This is a genomic window from Neisseria montereyensis, assembly GCF_024834045.1.
GTDB lineage: Bacteria > Pseudomonadota > Gammaproteobacteria > Burkholderiales > Neisseriaceae > Neisseria > Neisseria montereyensis.
Window position 1 is genome coordinate 14,054 of record NZ_JANUXW010000004.1, and the last position, 14,895, is coordinate 28,948.

Below are 14,895 nucleotides of genomic sequence, written 5' to 3' on the forward strand. Positions count from 1 at the left end.
TTTATCAATATGCTTTTATCTTTTATTCCAAAACATTGTCTTCCAAAATATCAATCGGATCAGGGCTGATTTGCGGCAACAGGGTATCCAAAGTCAAACTGCCCGCATCCAAAGTGGGATAGCCGCTGAATGCAACCGAATAGCCGCCGTTGGACTCGCTGCGGATTTTCGCATGTGCGCCTAATGGGAACGTGACTTTATTGCTGATATGCCCGAACGGGAAGCCGGTCAATACCGGTACTTTGGCAACGCGCGCAACCGTGTTCACCACCGAGCTGAAATCATAGCTGCTGTCGTATACGTCGCGGGTGTTGCCCATGCGGAAATCGCCGAACACAATAGCCTGCTGTTTCGACAAAATTCCGGCCAGATGCAAGGTTTGCAACATGCGCTCAATGCGGTAGGGCTGTTCGCCTACATCTTCTAAAAACAGAATACCGTCTTGAATATCGGGCATATAGGGGCTGCCGACCAATGAGGCCAATACGCTGAGGTTGCCGCCCCAAAGCGTACCTTCCGCATTCACGCTTCTACGCTGGATATTATAAACGCTGACGGTATTTTCGGAATGGGTCGAACCACGGATAAAGGCATCCATCGTATAGGTGCTGGGTACGGCCTTGCCGAATCCGCTGTATATCATCGGCCCGGCAAAGCTGGGCATATTGCCTTTCGCCAACAAAGCCAGCTGCACGGCGCATACGTCGCTAAAGCCGAAAAACAAGGTACCGCGCTCACGCATACGGCCGCCGAGGCGGTCGAAATCGATATGCGGCAACAGGCGTATGGCGCCATAACCGCCGCGCAAACCCATCAATACTTTCGGGGTCGGCGCACGTCCGGTAGCGACATCTTGAAAATCGGCAATCCGTTCGGCATCGCTGCCGGCAAAACGTTGGTAACGGCGGAAGGCCGCTTCTTGGTTGGTGATGGTAAAGCCTGCGTTATATAAACGTGTTAAACCGGTTTGGGTGCGTTCGGTATTATCGGCAAAGCCCGACGGCGCGACCACGCGCAAGGTGGTATCGCCACGGCCACTTGTGCGTTTCGGCGGCACGGGTTTGGCCTGACCCGACGGTTTGCCGGATTGGGTTGTGGATACACTGCCGCAGGCAGCCAATACGCCTGCGCCTGCCATTGCTGCGGATGTTTTGAGAAAATTACGTCGGGAATGTTGCCAGCTCATTAAAGATTCCTTGTTTTTTCAGACGGCCTTAGCTTGAATAAGGCGACCCGTATGTTCGGATAAATATTGTCGCGCTATTGTAACGGCTTTAGCCCGCACAGTTAAGCGTTGCCCGTATATTGTCGGCGCTTGGTTTATATCCGGTAAAGTTTTCAGACGGCCAAAAGTAGTTTCACCCTACCGCTACGGTTTATGCCGCTGCACCGACTAACTGCGTTTTCACCTGCTCTTTCCAATTATCCGGCAGCACCACTTCCGCATCGCGTTCGGCGGCCGCCCAAATCGCGGCGGGGAAATTGGCATCGTTTTGAAAGCGGGCAACCACATGCCAATGCAGGTGCGGCACGAAATTGCCGAAGCTGGCCAAATTGATTTTGGTCGGCTTCAATACCTGCCGCATGGCAGCTTCGACACGATACACCATATCCATGATTTCATTGCGCTGTTCGCTCGGCAGATCGGTCATCTCGGCAATATGTTCCTGCCAAATCACACGGCATAAGGCGGGCGCATTCGGTTCGTTATCGACGGCTATCACCCGCAAACGCTCGGTTTGCAATAATACTTCTTCGTTTTGCGGATGGCACAACGGACAGTTCGGTTGGTTCATCATATTTTATATTCCGGTGTTCTCTGTATCAGTAAGCCGTCTGAAACGTTTCAGACGGCCTATCCATTACAGCAACACAATATCGTATTGTTCTTGTGTATAAGCGGTTTCTACCGCCAATGAAATCGGTTTGCCAATAAAGTCTATCAGCATGGCCAATGATTGAGATTCTTCGTCTAAAAACAAATCAATCACACTGGGCGCGGCCAAAATACGGAAACTACGCGCATCATAACGCTTGGCTTCGCGCACGATTTCGCGCTGTATTTCATAGCATACGGTTTGCGGGGTTTTCAGACGGCCCCTACCCTGACAGGTCGGGCACGGTTCGCACAATACATGGCTGAGGTTTTCGCGGGTGCGTTTGCGGGTCAGCTCGACCAAGCCGAGGCTGGTAAAGCCGTTCAGGGTAACCCGCGTACGGTCGAAGCTTAAGGCTTTGGCCAATTCCTGCAAGATGGCTTCGCGGTGTTCTTCATGCGCCATATCGATAAAATCAATAATGATAATACCGCCCAGATTGCGTAATCGTAATTCGCGGGCAATGGTATGGCAGGCTTCGAGATTGGTGCGGAAAATGGTTTCATCAAAATTGCGCGCGCCGACAAAACCGCCGGTGTTCACATCAATGGTGGTCATGGCTTCGGTGGCTTCGATAATCAGATAGCTGCCGAAATTCAGATTGACACGCGGTTGTAGCGAACGGTTGATTTCCTGCTCGACATTGTAGCTTTCAAACAGCGGACGGTCGCCCTTGAACAAGGTGATTTTCTCTGCTGCGCCCGGCACATACAGCTCTGAAAATGCTTTCATACGCTGATAGTTTTCAGTGGAATCGATTAAGATTTGGCGGGTATTGTCGCTAAACATATCACGCAACACGCGCAAACTCAGCGGCAAATCGTGATACAGCAGGGTTTCGGGAGGCAGGGTTTTCGACTGATGGCAGATGTTTTCCCAAACTTTGGTCAAATAGTGGATATCGGCCTGCAACTCGGCATCGGTCGCCGTTTCGGCACTGGTGCGGATAATATAACCGCCGCCCGAACCGTCGGCCGGCAATAGGTTTTCCAAACGGGTACGCAGGCTGTTGCGCTCTTCTTCGTCTTCGATACGCTGCGAAATGCCGATATGTTCTTCTTGCGGCAGGTGAACCAAAAAGCGGCCGGCCAGTGAAATTTGGGTGGAAAGGCGCGCACCTTTGCTGTTAATCGGGTCTTTAATTACCTGCACCAAAACCGACTGCCCTTCAAACAGCATATGTTCTATGCGTTGGGTTTCGTCGGGGTTACGCCGCTGTTCCAATACATCGACAATGTGTAAAAACGCCGCGCGTTCCAAGCCGATATCGATAAACGCGCTCTGCATGCCGGGCAATACGCGGCGTACCACGCCGAGATAAATATTTCCGACCAGACCGTGGCCGCTGTTGCGCTCGATATGCAACTCGCAAACGTTGTTTTCTTCCAAAACGGCCACACGGGTTTCTTGCGGCGTGATGTTCACCAATACGGTTTCGGGCGGGCGTATGGTGTCTTTAGGCAAAGGGATACCGTTTAACATGATTACTCTTTAAATATGAAAATACTTTTGCAATAGATTCTCTGTTTTGAAAACCGATTGCAAAAGTTTTTTGAACGAAATATTTTAACCTTTATGGCGTAAAATGGCTTTGAAATCAATTGTAAAAAAATTTAATCCGGGTTTGAAAGCATAGAGCCGAACGCCCCCGTTACAAACGGAACAATCATACGCTAAAGGTATGGTTTAGGCAAAGCGAAAACATGATGAAAAGGCCGTCTGAAAACGGTTTCAGACGGCCTATATAATTTGTTTGATGAAATAATGCGGTTCTTAGTTGTCGGCCGCATGCCAAGGCTTTTGCATGCCCTCATGGAAAGAGGGTTTTTCGCCACCCCACAAAGTATCGATATCGTAATAATCGCGTACCGCCGGCAGCATTACATGCACCACCAAATCACCGGCATCCACCAATGCCCAGTCGCCGCTGTCCTGCCCTTCGCTGCCGAGAATCTCAAAGCCGGCTTCTTTTAAGTCAACAGCCACACTGTTGGCCAGCGCTTTGACTTGGCGGTTGCTGTCGCCGCTGGCAATAATCATACGGGCAAACAGCGGGGTTTTTTCGTGCGTTTCCAATACGGTAATATCTTTGCCTTTAACGTCTTCCAACGCATTCACGGCGATATCGACCATTTTTTGCAAATCATTCAATTCTTGTTCGTTCATAAAGTTTCCTGTTTGTTAAGGTTTTCAGACGGCCTTAGTATTCAATAACCGCTGTCTGAAATAATGGTCTGCCTTAGCGGCGGTAAAGACCGTGTTTTGTTATATAAGCCTCTACTTGGGGGGCTATCAATCCTTCGGTGCTTTCATGATTGCCCAAGCGGCGGCGTATTTCGGTGGAGCTAACATTGTACATCGGCGTTTTCAGCAGATGCAGGCTGCCGTTTTGTAAGGCATCACCCAACCAGCCATGTAATTCGCGGGGGGCACGGGCAAGGTTGTCACCCTCTCGCGCGGCAACGGCAATATGAATCTGGCGAACTAAAGTCTGCCATTTTTTCCATGTATGCAACTGAAGCAGGCTGTCGCTGCCGAGCAGCCACCACAATTGTGCCGCCGGAAACTGCTGACGGAAAATCTGCACCGTATCAAACGTATAAGTTGCCCCTTCGCGTACGATATCACAATCGCTCACGGCAAAACGGCTATCGGCTTGGGCGGCCAGCTCGGTCATGGCCAAACGGTGCTCGGCTGCGGTTTGGGTGGTTTCTTTATGATACGGGTCGCCCGCCGGCAAAAAAACCACCATATCCAAACCTAATTCGTCGGCAAACGCTCGGGCAATGTGTATATGACCATTGTGTATCGGGTCGAAAGTGCCGCCGAAAAGTCCTATTTTTTTCATAAATCATCAAGGCCGTCTGAAAGAAGGATACCGTTATAACGAAGAAAACGTATTAAGACAAGACAATCAACATTATTCAGCCATCGGCCTACGTTTGATAACGCGTTCTTGCTTACGGATTAATCGCACATTCTTGTTTACCGTTCACAATCACTGTTAATTTACCGGTTGTCGGGTGAATCACCAAACCATGCACGGCCACATTTTCCGGCATCAGCGGATGGCGGCGGATAATGCCGACGGTATGGCGTACGCTTTCTTCAACATTATCAAAGCCTGTTAGCCAGTTGTCTAAATCAATACCCGCATTACGCAATGTCGTAATACGGTCTTCGGGAATATCGTGCTGCCGGACACTACTCAAAAATGCATCGGGATTCAATCCGCGCATACCGCAATCATGATGGGCAACCACCATAATTTCTTTAACTTTCAATTCAAACACGGCCAACAACAAACTGCGCATCACCGAACCCCAAGGATGGGTCACCAATGCTCCGGCATTTTTAATCAGTTTGGCATCGCCGTTTTTCAAACCCAATGCGCGCGGCAGCAATTCGACCATACGGGCATCCATACACGATAAAATTGCCAATTGCCGTTCGGGGTATTTATTGGTAAAAAACTGCGAATACTCGCCGGATTCTACAAATTCTTGATTAAATGAAAGAATATTATCAAGTTCACTCATGATGTTTCACATGCTTTTATCAAAACAATTTTTCATTATAACGCGTTCGGGCAAAGAGTGTTTGAACCAAAACCAGTACCTTATGATTAACGTTGCCAATGCCGCGCCATTTCCAATGCGGTTTGGGCGGCTTCCATCAAACTGCCCGAATCGGCACGCCCCGTACCGGCCAAATCCAGCGCCGTACCATGGTCAACCGATGTTCGGATAAACGGCAGCCCCAAGGTAATATTCACACCCTTGCCGAAGCTGGCATATTTCAAAACCGGTAAGCCCTGATCGTGGTACATCGCCAATACCGCATCGCCATCTTTTAAAATAAACGGCTGAAACAGCGTATCGGCAGGATACGGCCCGCGCACATCCAGCCCCTCCGCCTGCAATGCGGTTAAGGTCGGCGTAATCACTTCGATTTCTTCACGCCCCAAATGCCCGCCCTCTCCGGCATGGGGGTTTAAACCCGCCACCAAAATACGCGGTGCGGCGATACCGAACTTGGTTTGTAAATCCGTATGCAAAATCCGCAATACCGATGCCAGCAGCGGTCGGGTAATGGCGGCGGCAATGTCTTTCAAGGACAGATGTGTCGTAGCCAAAGCCACGCGCAAGCCACCGCCTGCCAACATCATCACCACTTGCGGGGTATGGCTTTTTTCGGCCAAGTATTCGGTATGGCCGCTAAACGGAACTCCGGCATCGTTGATAATGCCTTTGTGCAACGGCGCGGTTACCATCGCTGAAAATTCACCGCGTTGAACGCCCTCAAACGCCGTATCCAATAATTCAAGCACATACGCCGCATTTTCAGCATTCAGACGGCCTGCCTCACACGGTGCGCGCAATGGAATAGACAAAACATCCAACACCCCTTTTTCAGGTGTCTGCCCCGCCCGATAGTCGCGCAAACGAATATTCTTACCCAATTTCTCGGCACGTTCGTGTAATAAATCTTTATCGCCCAGCACCACATAGCGGCAGGTCGGTTCGGCAAAAGCCAAATCCAAACAAATATCCGGGCCGATACCTGCCGGTTCGCCACTGGTTACCGCCAATACGGGAAGTGTCATCACCCATTTCCTTTAGCCAATACAAGGTTTGTATTCTACACCCATGCCGCCCAAAATATTTCAGACGGCCTTCAGTAAAATATGGCAACACCACATTCACTTAGGCCGTCTGAAACAATATTTTATTATCGGTTAAATATCAACAATCAACGCACAATGCCGCGTGTCGAGGTTTGAAAGAAGTCTTTGAATATTTCAAGCTCAGGTGCGGTTTCAGCCAGTTTCAATACTTCGGCTTTGGCTTCGTCCAGCCCTAAGCCCTGACGATATAAGATTTTATAAACCTGCTTCACATTGGCAATTTGTTCGGCGGTAAATCCGTTTCGGCGCATGCCTTCGGAGTTCAACCCTGCCGGCTCGGCACGGTATCCCGCTGCCATCACATAAGGCGGAATATCTTTATGAACACCTGCGGCAAATGCGGTCATGGCATAGTTACCAATCTGGCAAAATTGGAACACTAAGGTATAACCGCCCAAAACCACATAATCGCCAATCACCACATGCCCTGCCAATGAGGCATTATTGGCAAAAATAGTATGGTTGCCGACGATACAGTCATGCGCCAAATGCACATACGCCATAATCCAGTTGTCGTCGCCGACTCTGGTTTCCCCTGCACCGGTTACCGTACCGGTATTGAAGGTGGTAAATTCACGGATGGTATTGCCATTACCGATAATCAGTTTGGTTGGCTCATCTTTGTATTTCTTGTCTTGCGGCTGCGCGCCTAACGAAGCAAACTGAAAAATTTTATTGTTTTCGCCAATGGTGGTATGCCCATCTATCACGGTATGGGGGCCGATTTCAGTATGGGCGCCGATTTGTACATTCGGCCCGATAACGGTATAAGGCCCAACTTTAACACTAGAATCCAGTTCGGCTTTCGGATCAATTACTGCGGTAGGATGAATTAAGCTCATGTAGGCTTTCTTTCCCTTATAAGGCCGTCTGAAAACATTAAATTCAGACGGCCTTTTTAAATTTATAGTTCTACTGCACGCTTAGCACACATAATTTCGGCTTCGACGGCAACCTGTCCTTCAACGGTAGCAACGGCTTTAAATTTACCGATACCGCGTTTATTGGCCATTAGTTCCACTTTCAGCAAAAGCTGATCACCCGGAACCACCTGCCGTTTGAAACGGGCATTATCAATACCGGCAAAGAAATAAATCTCTTCCGGATTGCGGCCGCCTTCACTCAAAATCGCCAACGTGCCGCAAGCCTGCGCCAACGCCTCGATAATCAACACGCCCGGCATTACTGGAAAATCGGGGAAGTGGCCTTGGAAATGCGGTTCGCTCATGGTCACGTTTTTAATGGCCGTTAGGCTTTTCATAGACTCGAATGAAGTAATACGGTCGAGCAATAAAAACGGATAGCGGTGCGGAATGAGTTTCTGTATGTCTTTGGTTTCAATCGGGAGCTGGATGTCCATGTATTTTATTCCTTATTGTTTTTAATAGATTGCATTGTTTCCAACGTTTTTTCTAGCTGCTTGATACGTTTGTTCATTTCACTTAAATGCCGGATATGCACCGCATTACGCGCCCATTCTTTATGCGTTTGTAGCGGATAGCAAGTCGCATAATAGCCGGGCTCGTGAATCGAATGGGTCACGGCCGTACCGCCGCCAATAGTGGTTTTATCGCAAATTTCGATATGGCCGACAAACATCGCCGCCCCGCCGATAATACAATAAGAACCGATTTTGGTGCTGCCCGAAATGCCGGCACATGCGGCAATCACGGTATGTTCGCCAATCTGACAGTTGTGGCCGATTTGTACCTGATTGTCGATTTTGGTACCTTGGCCGACAACCGTATCCGACATGGCACCGCGATCTATCATACTGTTGGCACCGATTTCCACATCGTCATGCAATACCACCCCGCCTGTTTGCGGGATTTTAAACCATGATGATCCGGTAAATGCCAAGCCGAAACCATCGGCACCAATCACACTACCGCCATGTATTTCAACCCGATCACCCAGTTTGCAGCCATGGTAAATCACGGCATTCGGGTGAATCACCACTTCATTGCCCAATACGCAATCATGTTCGACAACGGCACCGGCCAAAATACGACACCCTTCGCCTAAAACCGTATTACCGCCGATATAAACATGGGCGCCTATTTCGCAACTTGCCGGCACATTCGCTGTCGGCTCGATAATCGCAGTAGGATGAACGCCTGCAACGGCTTTTTGAATAGGCGAAAACAAACGGGCGACACGGGCAAAATATAAATAGGGATCTTGTGCCACAATCAGATTGCGGCCGCTGAATTCATCGGCCATTTTCTGGCTGACAATAATGGCACCTGCGTTGCTGTCGGCAACGTCGGCCTTATATTTCGGATTGGCCAAAAAGCTGATATGGTCGGCTGTTGCATCAGCCAACGGCTGCACGGCGGCGATACTGATATCGTCGCCGCGCCATTCGCCGCCTAATTCGGCCACAATTTGCGATAAGGTATAAAAAGCTGGTTTCATAGAAAAGGCCGTCTGAATTTTTCAAAGTGAATCATTAAACCTAAGTTAGGCTTAATGTGCATTCATGGATTTAATCACACTGTCGGTAATATCGTATTTACTGTTAACATAAATCACATCTTGCAAAATCAGATCATAGCCCTCTTTTTTCGCCAATTCGATAATGACCTGATTGGCATTTTGCTGTAAAGAAGCAAATTCTTCATTACGGCGCAGATTATATTCTTCTGCCAATTGGGCTTGCTGGACACGGTATTGACGCACCAACTCGTTAAGTTCCCTAACGGTTTTTTCACGGTCGGCACCGGACAACTTACCGGAGGCCAAAGTTTTCTCTACACTTTCACCCTTACGGCGAAGTTGCTCTAAAGCCTCATGGCGGCTACTGAACTCTTTTTCCAATGTTTTTTGAATATTTTGAGCTTGTCTGGACTCACGATAAACCCGCTCGGTATTGATAAACCCGAGTTTTTGGATACCGTCGGCCACCGCACTACCCATCAAACCCAGGCTCAATGTGGCAGCCACCAAACCATGCATCAAATATGGCACTGCTTTATTCATAAAAATCCTTTTCGAGCATTATGCCGAATTAGAACGTTGTACCCAATTGGAATTGGAAACGTTGTATTTCATCGCTCGGTTTTTTCTTAATCGGATAAGCGTAACTGAATTTCATCGGGCCTAATGGAGACAACCATGTTACCGCCGCCCCTGCCGAATAACGCAATTCTTCTTTAAATGTCGATCTGTGTGACGTACCTAATCCGTAAACGTTTTGCGTCGCATTGCTGCCGTTACGGAAGTCACTACTGTCATCATCATATGTTTTACCGTCCCACACACTACCGGCATCGGCAAACAAGCTCAAACGTACTGTTCTGGAGTCTTTAATGCCCGGCATCGGGAAGAGCAATTCTGCGGTAGCACTGGCTTTTTTATTACCGCCATAGCTGATTTTGTCGCCGTATTGGTCGTAAACTTTAGGCCCTAAGGTGCCGCTTTCATAACCGCGAACCGAGCCTAAACCACCGCCGTAGAAGTTTTCAAAGAACGGCATGGTTTTGGTTTTACCGTAGCCATTACCATAACCGACTTCACCACCCAACATCAGCGTTAAATCGTTAGTCAGCGGGAAGAACCAGGTTTGATTGTGTGTCAGCGTATAGTATTCAAGCTTACTGCCCGGCAAACCGATTTCACCGTTAATACTGGTCAGGTAACCGCGTGTCGGCCATAGCGCGCTATCGGTTTTATTGCGTCCCCAACCGATATTGCCTTTATAAATCCAGCCTTTAAATTTACCGATACCGTTTTCGCCTGCACCGACATCATCAATAAACTCACGATAACGTTTGGGGGCACCGTCATAGGTATTCACAGTCATGTGTTCCGCACCCAAACCGAAATTCACACGGTCGTATTCGGTAACCGGCACACCGATGCGGAAGCCGGTACCCAGCGTGGTGGTTTTATATTGATAGGTTGTGCTGGTGGTTAATTTACGCGGATCATAAACCCTGCCGTAAATATCGTAACCCAAGCTGACGCCATCGGGCGTGAAATAGGGCTCGGTAAACGAAAGCGAAGCATTTTGCGTGGTTTTACTGCGCGATACACGGGTGGAAACGGATTTACCCGTACCAAACAAGTTATCTTGCGCCACACCCACCGACATCACCAAACCGGTATCCTGTACCCAACCGGCACTGACATCAAGCGAACCGGTGGAACGTTCTTTCAACGATAAATCCAAATCTATCTGGTCGGGCGTATTTTCAACCGGCTTGGCATCAAATTGCACATCGTCGAAATAGCCCAATAACTCAATACGCTCTTTAGAACGTTGAAGTTTGGAAACATCATAAGGCGCCGCTTCCATTTGGCGCAATTCACGGCGAACTACTTCATCGCGTGTTTTGTTGTTACCGGAAATATTGATTTCATTCACATAAACTTTACGGCCGGGCTCGACATTCAATACGAAATCAACCGTTTGTGTTTCCGGATTCGGAATAGGTTGGACATTGATTTCGCTAAACGCATAACCGGCACTGCCCATTGCATTTTGCATAGCCTGTAAGCTGTCGACCATTTTTTGCCGTTCGTAACGGCGGCCTTCTTTCATGGTCAACGCTTTATATAAATCTTCTTTGGGCACTTCACGGGTATCGCCTTCGATTCGAACCTTACCCCAGTTATAGCGCGGGCCTTCATGAACGGTAACGGTTATGGTCTGCTTCGTTTTATCGTCATTGGTTTGAATATTGGTATCCAATATACGCGCTTCAAAATAGCCGTTATTTTGATAAAAATCAGTCACCCGCTCCATATCTTGAGCAAATTTTTGCTCGTTAAAAACATTACTCTTGGTCAGCCAAGTGAAAAGCCCCCGCTCGCTAAGCGACATCTGATGGCGCAGCTTGCGATCCGAATAATGTTCGTTACCTTCGAATTCGATATCGGAGATGGTTGTGCTTTCACCCTCTTCTATTTTGACATCAAGCGCAACACGGTTGCGCGCCAATCTGGTTACAGTGGGCGTAATCTCTACCGACTGTTTACCCCTGCTCATATATTCTTGTTTCAAGCCCATTAAGGCTTCATTCAAGGTTGCCTGATTGAAAGGCTGGGATATGCCCAAACCGAACGCATCAAAATTTTGTTTGATGGCATCGTTTTGCAGCAGCTTGGCACCGCTGATATTCAAGCTGCTGATGGTCGGACGCTCTACCACTGTCAGCAAAACCTGATTACCTAAGGTTTCAACACGGATATCTTCAAAAAATCCGGTTGCATAAAGATTTTTAATAATCTCTTCACTTTTGGCATCACTGAAAGTATCGCCTACCTTAATCGGCAAATAATTGAAAACAGTGCTGGGTTCCGTGCGTTGCAAACCTTCTACGCGGATATCCTGAATGGTAAAGTCTGCCATTGCCAGCGGCGACAAACCGATTAACATTAAGGTAGAAGCAATTTGTTTCAGTTTCATAACATTATCCAAACAAACGGGTTATATCGTTAAAGAAAGCCACCATCATCATCAAAAGCATGACAGCAAGACCGAATCGCAAGCCAATGGCTTGTATACGCTCACTCAGCGGTTTTCCGCGTATCCATTCGGCGGCATAATACACTAAATGACCGCCATCCAAAACAGGAACGGGTAATAAATTCATGATTCCTAAGCTGATACTAACCAAAGCAAGAAATTCTACATAGCTTTGAAAACCATGTGCCGCCGTTTTACCGGCGATATCGGCAATCGTCACCGGGCCGGAAATATGCCTTAAAGAAGCTTGACCGGTAACCAGCTTACCAAAGAATTTTACTGTCATGACAGAATAATTAACGGTTTTGTTCCATCCCATCTGAAAAGCTTCACCGACAGAAGGGGTATAACGGTGGGTAATCATTTCATGCCACGCCTTGTCATCACTGGGCGCTACGCCCACTTTACCCACCAAAGTACCATCAGGCAACTCTTCGGAATTCGGACGCACCTGTGTTTCGGCAACCTGCCCGGCGCGCCGGTATTCTATATTCATTTTTTTACCGGGGCTGTTTCGGAAAAGTACCGCCCATTCCGACCAACTATGAATAGCGCGTCCGTCTGCCGCCAACAAGGTGTCGCCTGCTTTCAAACCGGCTTTATCGGCAGGGCTGCCGGCCACCACTTCGCCGAGCGTATTGGTAATCTTCCAAGGCATTAAGCCGATATAGCCTTGCTGCTTGATAACCTGATCCGCTTCCGGCGTGCCCGCAATATTGATGTTTCGCGCAGCTGTTTGACCGGAGGCCGTCTGAACGGCAACCTTGACTTCGCTTGACTCTAAATTCAATACCATTTCATTGCGTGCATCGGCCCAATCGCTTACCGGCTTGCCGTTAACCGACAGGATTTTATCACCCGGCACAAATCCGGCACGGGCTGCGATACTGGCCGGTTCGACAGTGCCGACGAACGGGCGCAACTCGGTCACACCGAGTGAGAAGCTCAGCCCATACAATAAAACCGCCAAAATCAAATTGGTTAGAGGGCCTGCCACAACAATGGCAATCCGCTTGGCCGGATGTTGTTTATCAAAAGCATAAGGTAAGTCTTCTTCGGCAACACTGCCTTCACGGGTATCGACCATTTTCACATACCCGCCCAACGGTATCGGTGCCAAGCACCATTCGGTATCGCCGCGTTTCTTTTTGAAAAACGGCTTGCCGAAACCTACCGAAAAACGAACCACTTTAACACCGCACAAACGGGCAACCAAATAATGGCCGAATTCATGCAGGCTGACCAAAATTAAAATTGCGGCAACAAAAGCCAATATGGTAGTTAACATAAATTTCCTACTGATTCCCTATAATGAGTAATACCGTTTTTCAGACGGCCTGTTAGCAACAAACCGGACAGCTATCTTAAACAACCTATGCTCGATAACGATTCTGTCACAATGGCCTGTATTTTATCGAAAGAAACCCCTGTTCCAAATATATTTCTACAAAGATTACAGAACTTTATCCGTACTATAATATTTTATATTATTTTCCTGACAAGGCGGCTATGCCTTTTTGAGCCTGCGCGCGTGCCTGCTTATCCTGCTCCAGCAAACTTTCAATATCACTGAAGCCGTCTGAAAACCCTTGTTCCAAACCATGTGCGACAACACGGGCAATATCGGTAAAACGGATACGGCCACCTAAAAAGGCCGCAACAGCTTCTTCGTTGGCCGCATTCAAAACACACGGTGCACCGCCCCCCGATTTCATAGCATCATAAGCCAGCTTCAAACAGGGAAAACGTTGAAAATCGGGCTGACGGAAAGTTAAAGCCGATAAAGTACCGAAATCCAATGCGGGCACACCTGACTCAATGCGATCCGGCAAACCCAAACAATACGCAATCGGCGTGCGCATATCGGGATTACCCATCTGCGCCAATACCGAACCGTCGCGATAACGTACCATACTATGGATCACGCTTTGCGGGTGAATGGTCACTTCAAGTTTTTCAGGCGGACAATGAAACAGCCAATGTGCTTCAATGAGCTCCAAACCTTTGTTCATCATCGTCGCCGAATCAACAGAAATCTTCTGCCCCATAGACCAATTCGGATGTTTCACCGCCTGAGCCGGCGTAATATGATTAAATTCGTTTAAATCGGTATCCAGAAACGGGCCGCCCGATGCGGTTAAAATAATCGACTCGATACCGTGTTGATCCAAGCCGCCCGCATAATCTCGAGGCAACACTTGGTAAATAGCATTATGCTCGCTGTCTATCGGCAATATTTTGGCACCATTGGCACGGGCGGTTTCCATAAATAACGCACCTGAAATCACCAATGTTTCTTTATTGGCCAAATAAATGGTTTTCCCTTTTTTCGCAGCGGCCAATGCCGAAGGTAGGCCTGCCGCACCCACAATCGCCGCCATCACGCCGGTGACTTCATCGGCAGCCGCGACATCTGATAAAGATTGAACACCGTAAAGCACTTCGGTACGGCAATCGGCAGATTCCAACAGCTGCTCAAGTGCGGCGGCATGTTCCGCATCGGCCACTACGGCAAACTGCGGATTAAACCGTTTACACTGCTCCGCCAGTTTGTGTATCTGCTTATTGCCGGCCAACGCAAAAATACGAAATTTCTCAGGATGGCGGGCAACCACATCCAGCGTACTCTCGCCTATACTGCCCGTGCTGCCTAAGATAGTTAATACTTGTTGAGTCATGTTCGTGTTCTTTTAATATACCAAGCCGTCTGAAAATATTTTTCAAAAAGCAATATATTATTCTTTTTTAAAATTATACCATTTTAATATCTACAGACTGCCGGCGACACGGGCAGTGGGCTTATATAACTTTATCGTTATTGCCAATACTTAAAAACCCGCCCATACCGCCCAATTAAA

The 14,895-nt window shown here is 48.3% G+C and carries 14 protein-coding genes; all 14 read right to left on the reverse strand.

Annotated elements, in window-relative coordinates:
- Positions 1–22: 22 nt before the first annotated feature.
- Entirely contained in the window at positions 23–1,186 is a 1,164-nt protein-coding gene (locus tag NXS09_RS06080) for an LD-carboxypeptidase (protein ID WP_259291666.1), read from the reverse strand.
- Positions 1,187–1,376: 190 nt separating this feature from the next.
- The gene (locus NXS09_RS06085) at positions 1,377–1,796 is read right to left on the reverse strand and encodes an HIT family protein (RefSeq protein WP_259291773.1); all 420 of its coding nucleotides are present in this window, start codon (positions 1,794–1,796) and stop codon (positions 1,377–1,379) included.
- Between the two features lie 66 nt (positions 1,797–1,862).
- Positions 1,863–3,359 (reverse strand): ribonuclease G, encoded by a 1,497-nt coding sequence (rng, locus tag NXS09_RS06090; RefSeq protein WP_259291667.1) that lies wholly within the window; start codon positions 3,357–3,359, stop codon positions 1,863–1,865.
- A gap of 291 nt (positions 3,360–3,650) precedes the next feature.
- A complete protein-coding gene (gene rsfS / locus NXS09_RS06095) occupies positions 3,651–4,043 on the reverse strand; it encodes a ribosome silencing factor (protein ID WP_259291668.1) in 393 nt (130 codons plus the stop codon).
- Positions 4,044–4,116: 73 nt separating this feature from the next.
- Positions 4,117–4,725: a nicotinate-nucleotide adenylyltransferase gene (nadD, locus tag NXS09_RS06100; protein WP_259291669.1), complete on the reverse strand. Its 609-nt coding sequence runs from the start codon at positions 4,723–4,725 to the stop codon at positions 4,117–4,119.
- A 112-nt stretch (positions 4,726–4,837) separates the two neighbouring features.
- The gene (locus tag NXS09_RS06105; protein WP_259291670.1) at positions 4,838–5,416 is read right to left on the reverse strand and encodes a beta-class carbonic anhydrase; all 579 of its coding nucleotides are present in this window, start codon (positions 5,414–5,416) and stop codon (positions 4,838–4,840) included.
- Between the two features lie 86 nt (positions 5,417–5,502).
- Positions 5,503–6,483: a 4-hydroxythreonine-4-phosphate dehydrogenase PdxA gene (gene pdxA / locus NXS09_RS06110; protein ID WP_259291671.1), complete on the reverse strand. Its 981-nt coding sequence runs from the start codon at positions 6,481–6,483 to the stop codon at positions 5,503–5,505.
- 146 nt (positions 6,484–6,629) lie between these two features.
- On the reverse strand, positions 6,630–7,406 hold the full coding sequence (gene lpxA, locus NXS09_RS06115; protein WP_259291672.1) for an acyl-ACP--UDP-N-acetylglucosamine O-acyltransferase: 777 nt from the start codon (positions 7,404–7,406) through the stop codon (positions 6,630–6,632).
- Positions 7,407–7,468: 62 nt separating this feature from the next.
- On the reverse strand, positions 7,469–7,924 hold the full coding sequence (gene fabZ, locus NXS09_RS06120) for a 3-hydroxyacyl-ACP dehydratase FabZ (RefSeq protein WP_259291673.1): 456 nt from the start codon (positions 7,922–7,924) through the stop codon (positions 7,469–7,471).
- 5 nt (positions 7,925–7,929) lie between these two features.
- Positions 7,930–8,982 carry a UDP-3-O-(3-hydroxymyristoyl)glucosamine N-acyltransferase gene (lpxD, locus tag NXS09_RS06125; protein ID WP_259291674.1) on the reverse strand — a complete coding sequence of 351 codons (1,053 nt, stop codon included), beginning with the start codon at positions 8,980–8,982 and terminating at the stop codon, positions 7,930–7,932.
- 51 nt (positions 8,983–9,033) lie between these two features.
- Positions 9,034–9,534 carry an OmpH/Skp family outer membrane protein gene (locus NXS09_RS06130; RefSeq protein ID WP_434803012.1) on the reverse strand — a complete coding sequence of 167 codons (501 nt, stop codon included), beginning with the start codon at positions 9,532–9,534 and terminating at the stop codon, positions 9,034–9,036.
- A gap of 40 nt (positions 9,535–9,574) precedes the next feature.
- The gene (bamA, locus tag NXS09_RS06135; RefSeq protein ID WP_259291675.1) at positions 9,575–11,977 is read right to left on the reverse strand and encodes an outer membrane protein assembly factor BamA; all 2,403 of its coding nucleotides are present in this window, start codon (positions 11,975–11,977) and stop codon (positions 9,575–9,577) included.
- A 4-nt stretch (positions 11,978–11,981) separates the two neighbouring features.
- The gene (gene rseP, locus NXS09_RS06140; protein ID WP_259291676.1) at positions 11,982–13,325 is read right to left on the reverse strand and encodes an RIP metalloprotease RseP; all 1,344 of its coding nucleotides are present in this window, start codon (positions 13,323–13,325) and stop codon (positions 11,982–11,984) included.
- A gap of 199 nt (positions 13,326–13,524) precedes the next feature.
- Positions 13,525–14,715: a 1-deoxy-D-xylulose-5-phosphate reductoisomerase gene (gene ispC / locus NXS09_RS06145; protein WP_259291677.1), complete on the reverse strand. Its 1,191-nt coding sequence runs from the start codon at positions 14,713–14,715 to the stop codon at positions 13,525–13,527.
- Positions 14,716–14,895: the final 180 nt, after the last annotated feature.

Excerpts from the sequence above, each read along its gene's own strand:
- bamA (WP_259291675.1), bottom strand. The coding sequence starts at position 11,977 with ATGAAACTGAAACAAATTGCTTCTACCTTAATGTTAATCGGTTTGTCG.
- rng (WP_259291667.1), bottom strand. The coding sequence starts at position 3,359 with ATGTTAAACGGTATCCCTTTGCCTAAAGACACCATACGCCCGCCCGAA.
- pdxA (WP_259291671.1), bottom strand. The coding sequence starts at position 6,483 with ATGACACTTCCCGTATTGGCGGTAACCAGTGGCGAACCGGCAGGTATC.
- lpxD (WP_259291674.1), bottom strand. The coding sequence starts at position 8,982 with ATGAAACCAGCTTTTTATACCTTATCGCAAATTGTGGCCGAATTAGGC.
- nadD (WP_259291669.1), bottom strand. The coding sequence starts at position 4,725 with ATGAAAAAAATAGGACTTTTCGGCGGCACTTTCGACCCGATACACAAT.
- ispC (WP_259291677.1), bottom strand. The coding sequence starts at position 14,715 with ATGACTCAACAAGTATTAACTATCTTAGGCAGCACGGGCAGTATAGGC.
- NXS09_RS06105 (WP_259291670.1), bottom strand. The coding sequence starts at position 5,416 with ATGAGTGAACTTGATAATATTCTTTCATTTAATCAAGAATTTGTAGAA.
- lpxA (WP_259291672.1), bottom strand. The coding sequence starts at position 7,406 with ATGAGCTTAATTCATCCTACCGCAGTAATTGATCCGAAAGCCGAACTG.
- rseP (WP_259291676.1), bottom strand. The coding sequence starts at position 13,325 with ATGTTAACTACCATATTGGCTTTTGTTGCCGCAATTTTAATTTTGGTC.
- fabZ (WP_259291673.1), bottom strand. The coding sequence starts at position 7,924 with ATGGACATCCAGCTCCCGATTGAAACCAAAGACATACAGAAACTCATT.
- NXS09_RS06085 (WP_259291773.1), bottom strand. The coding sequence starts at position 1,796 with ATGAACCAACCGAACTGTCCGTTGTGCCATCCGCAAAACGAAGAAGTA.
- NXS09_RS06080 (WP_259291666.1), bottom strand. The coding sequence starts at position 1,186 with ATGAGCTGGCAACATTCCCGACGTAATTTTCTCAAAACATCCGCAGCA.
- rsfS (WP_259291668.1), bottom strand. The coding sequence starts at position 4,043 with ATGAACGAACAAGAATTGAATGATTTGCAAAAAATGGTCGATATCGCC.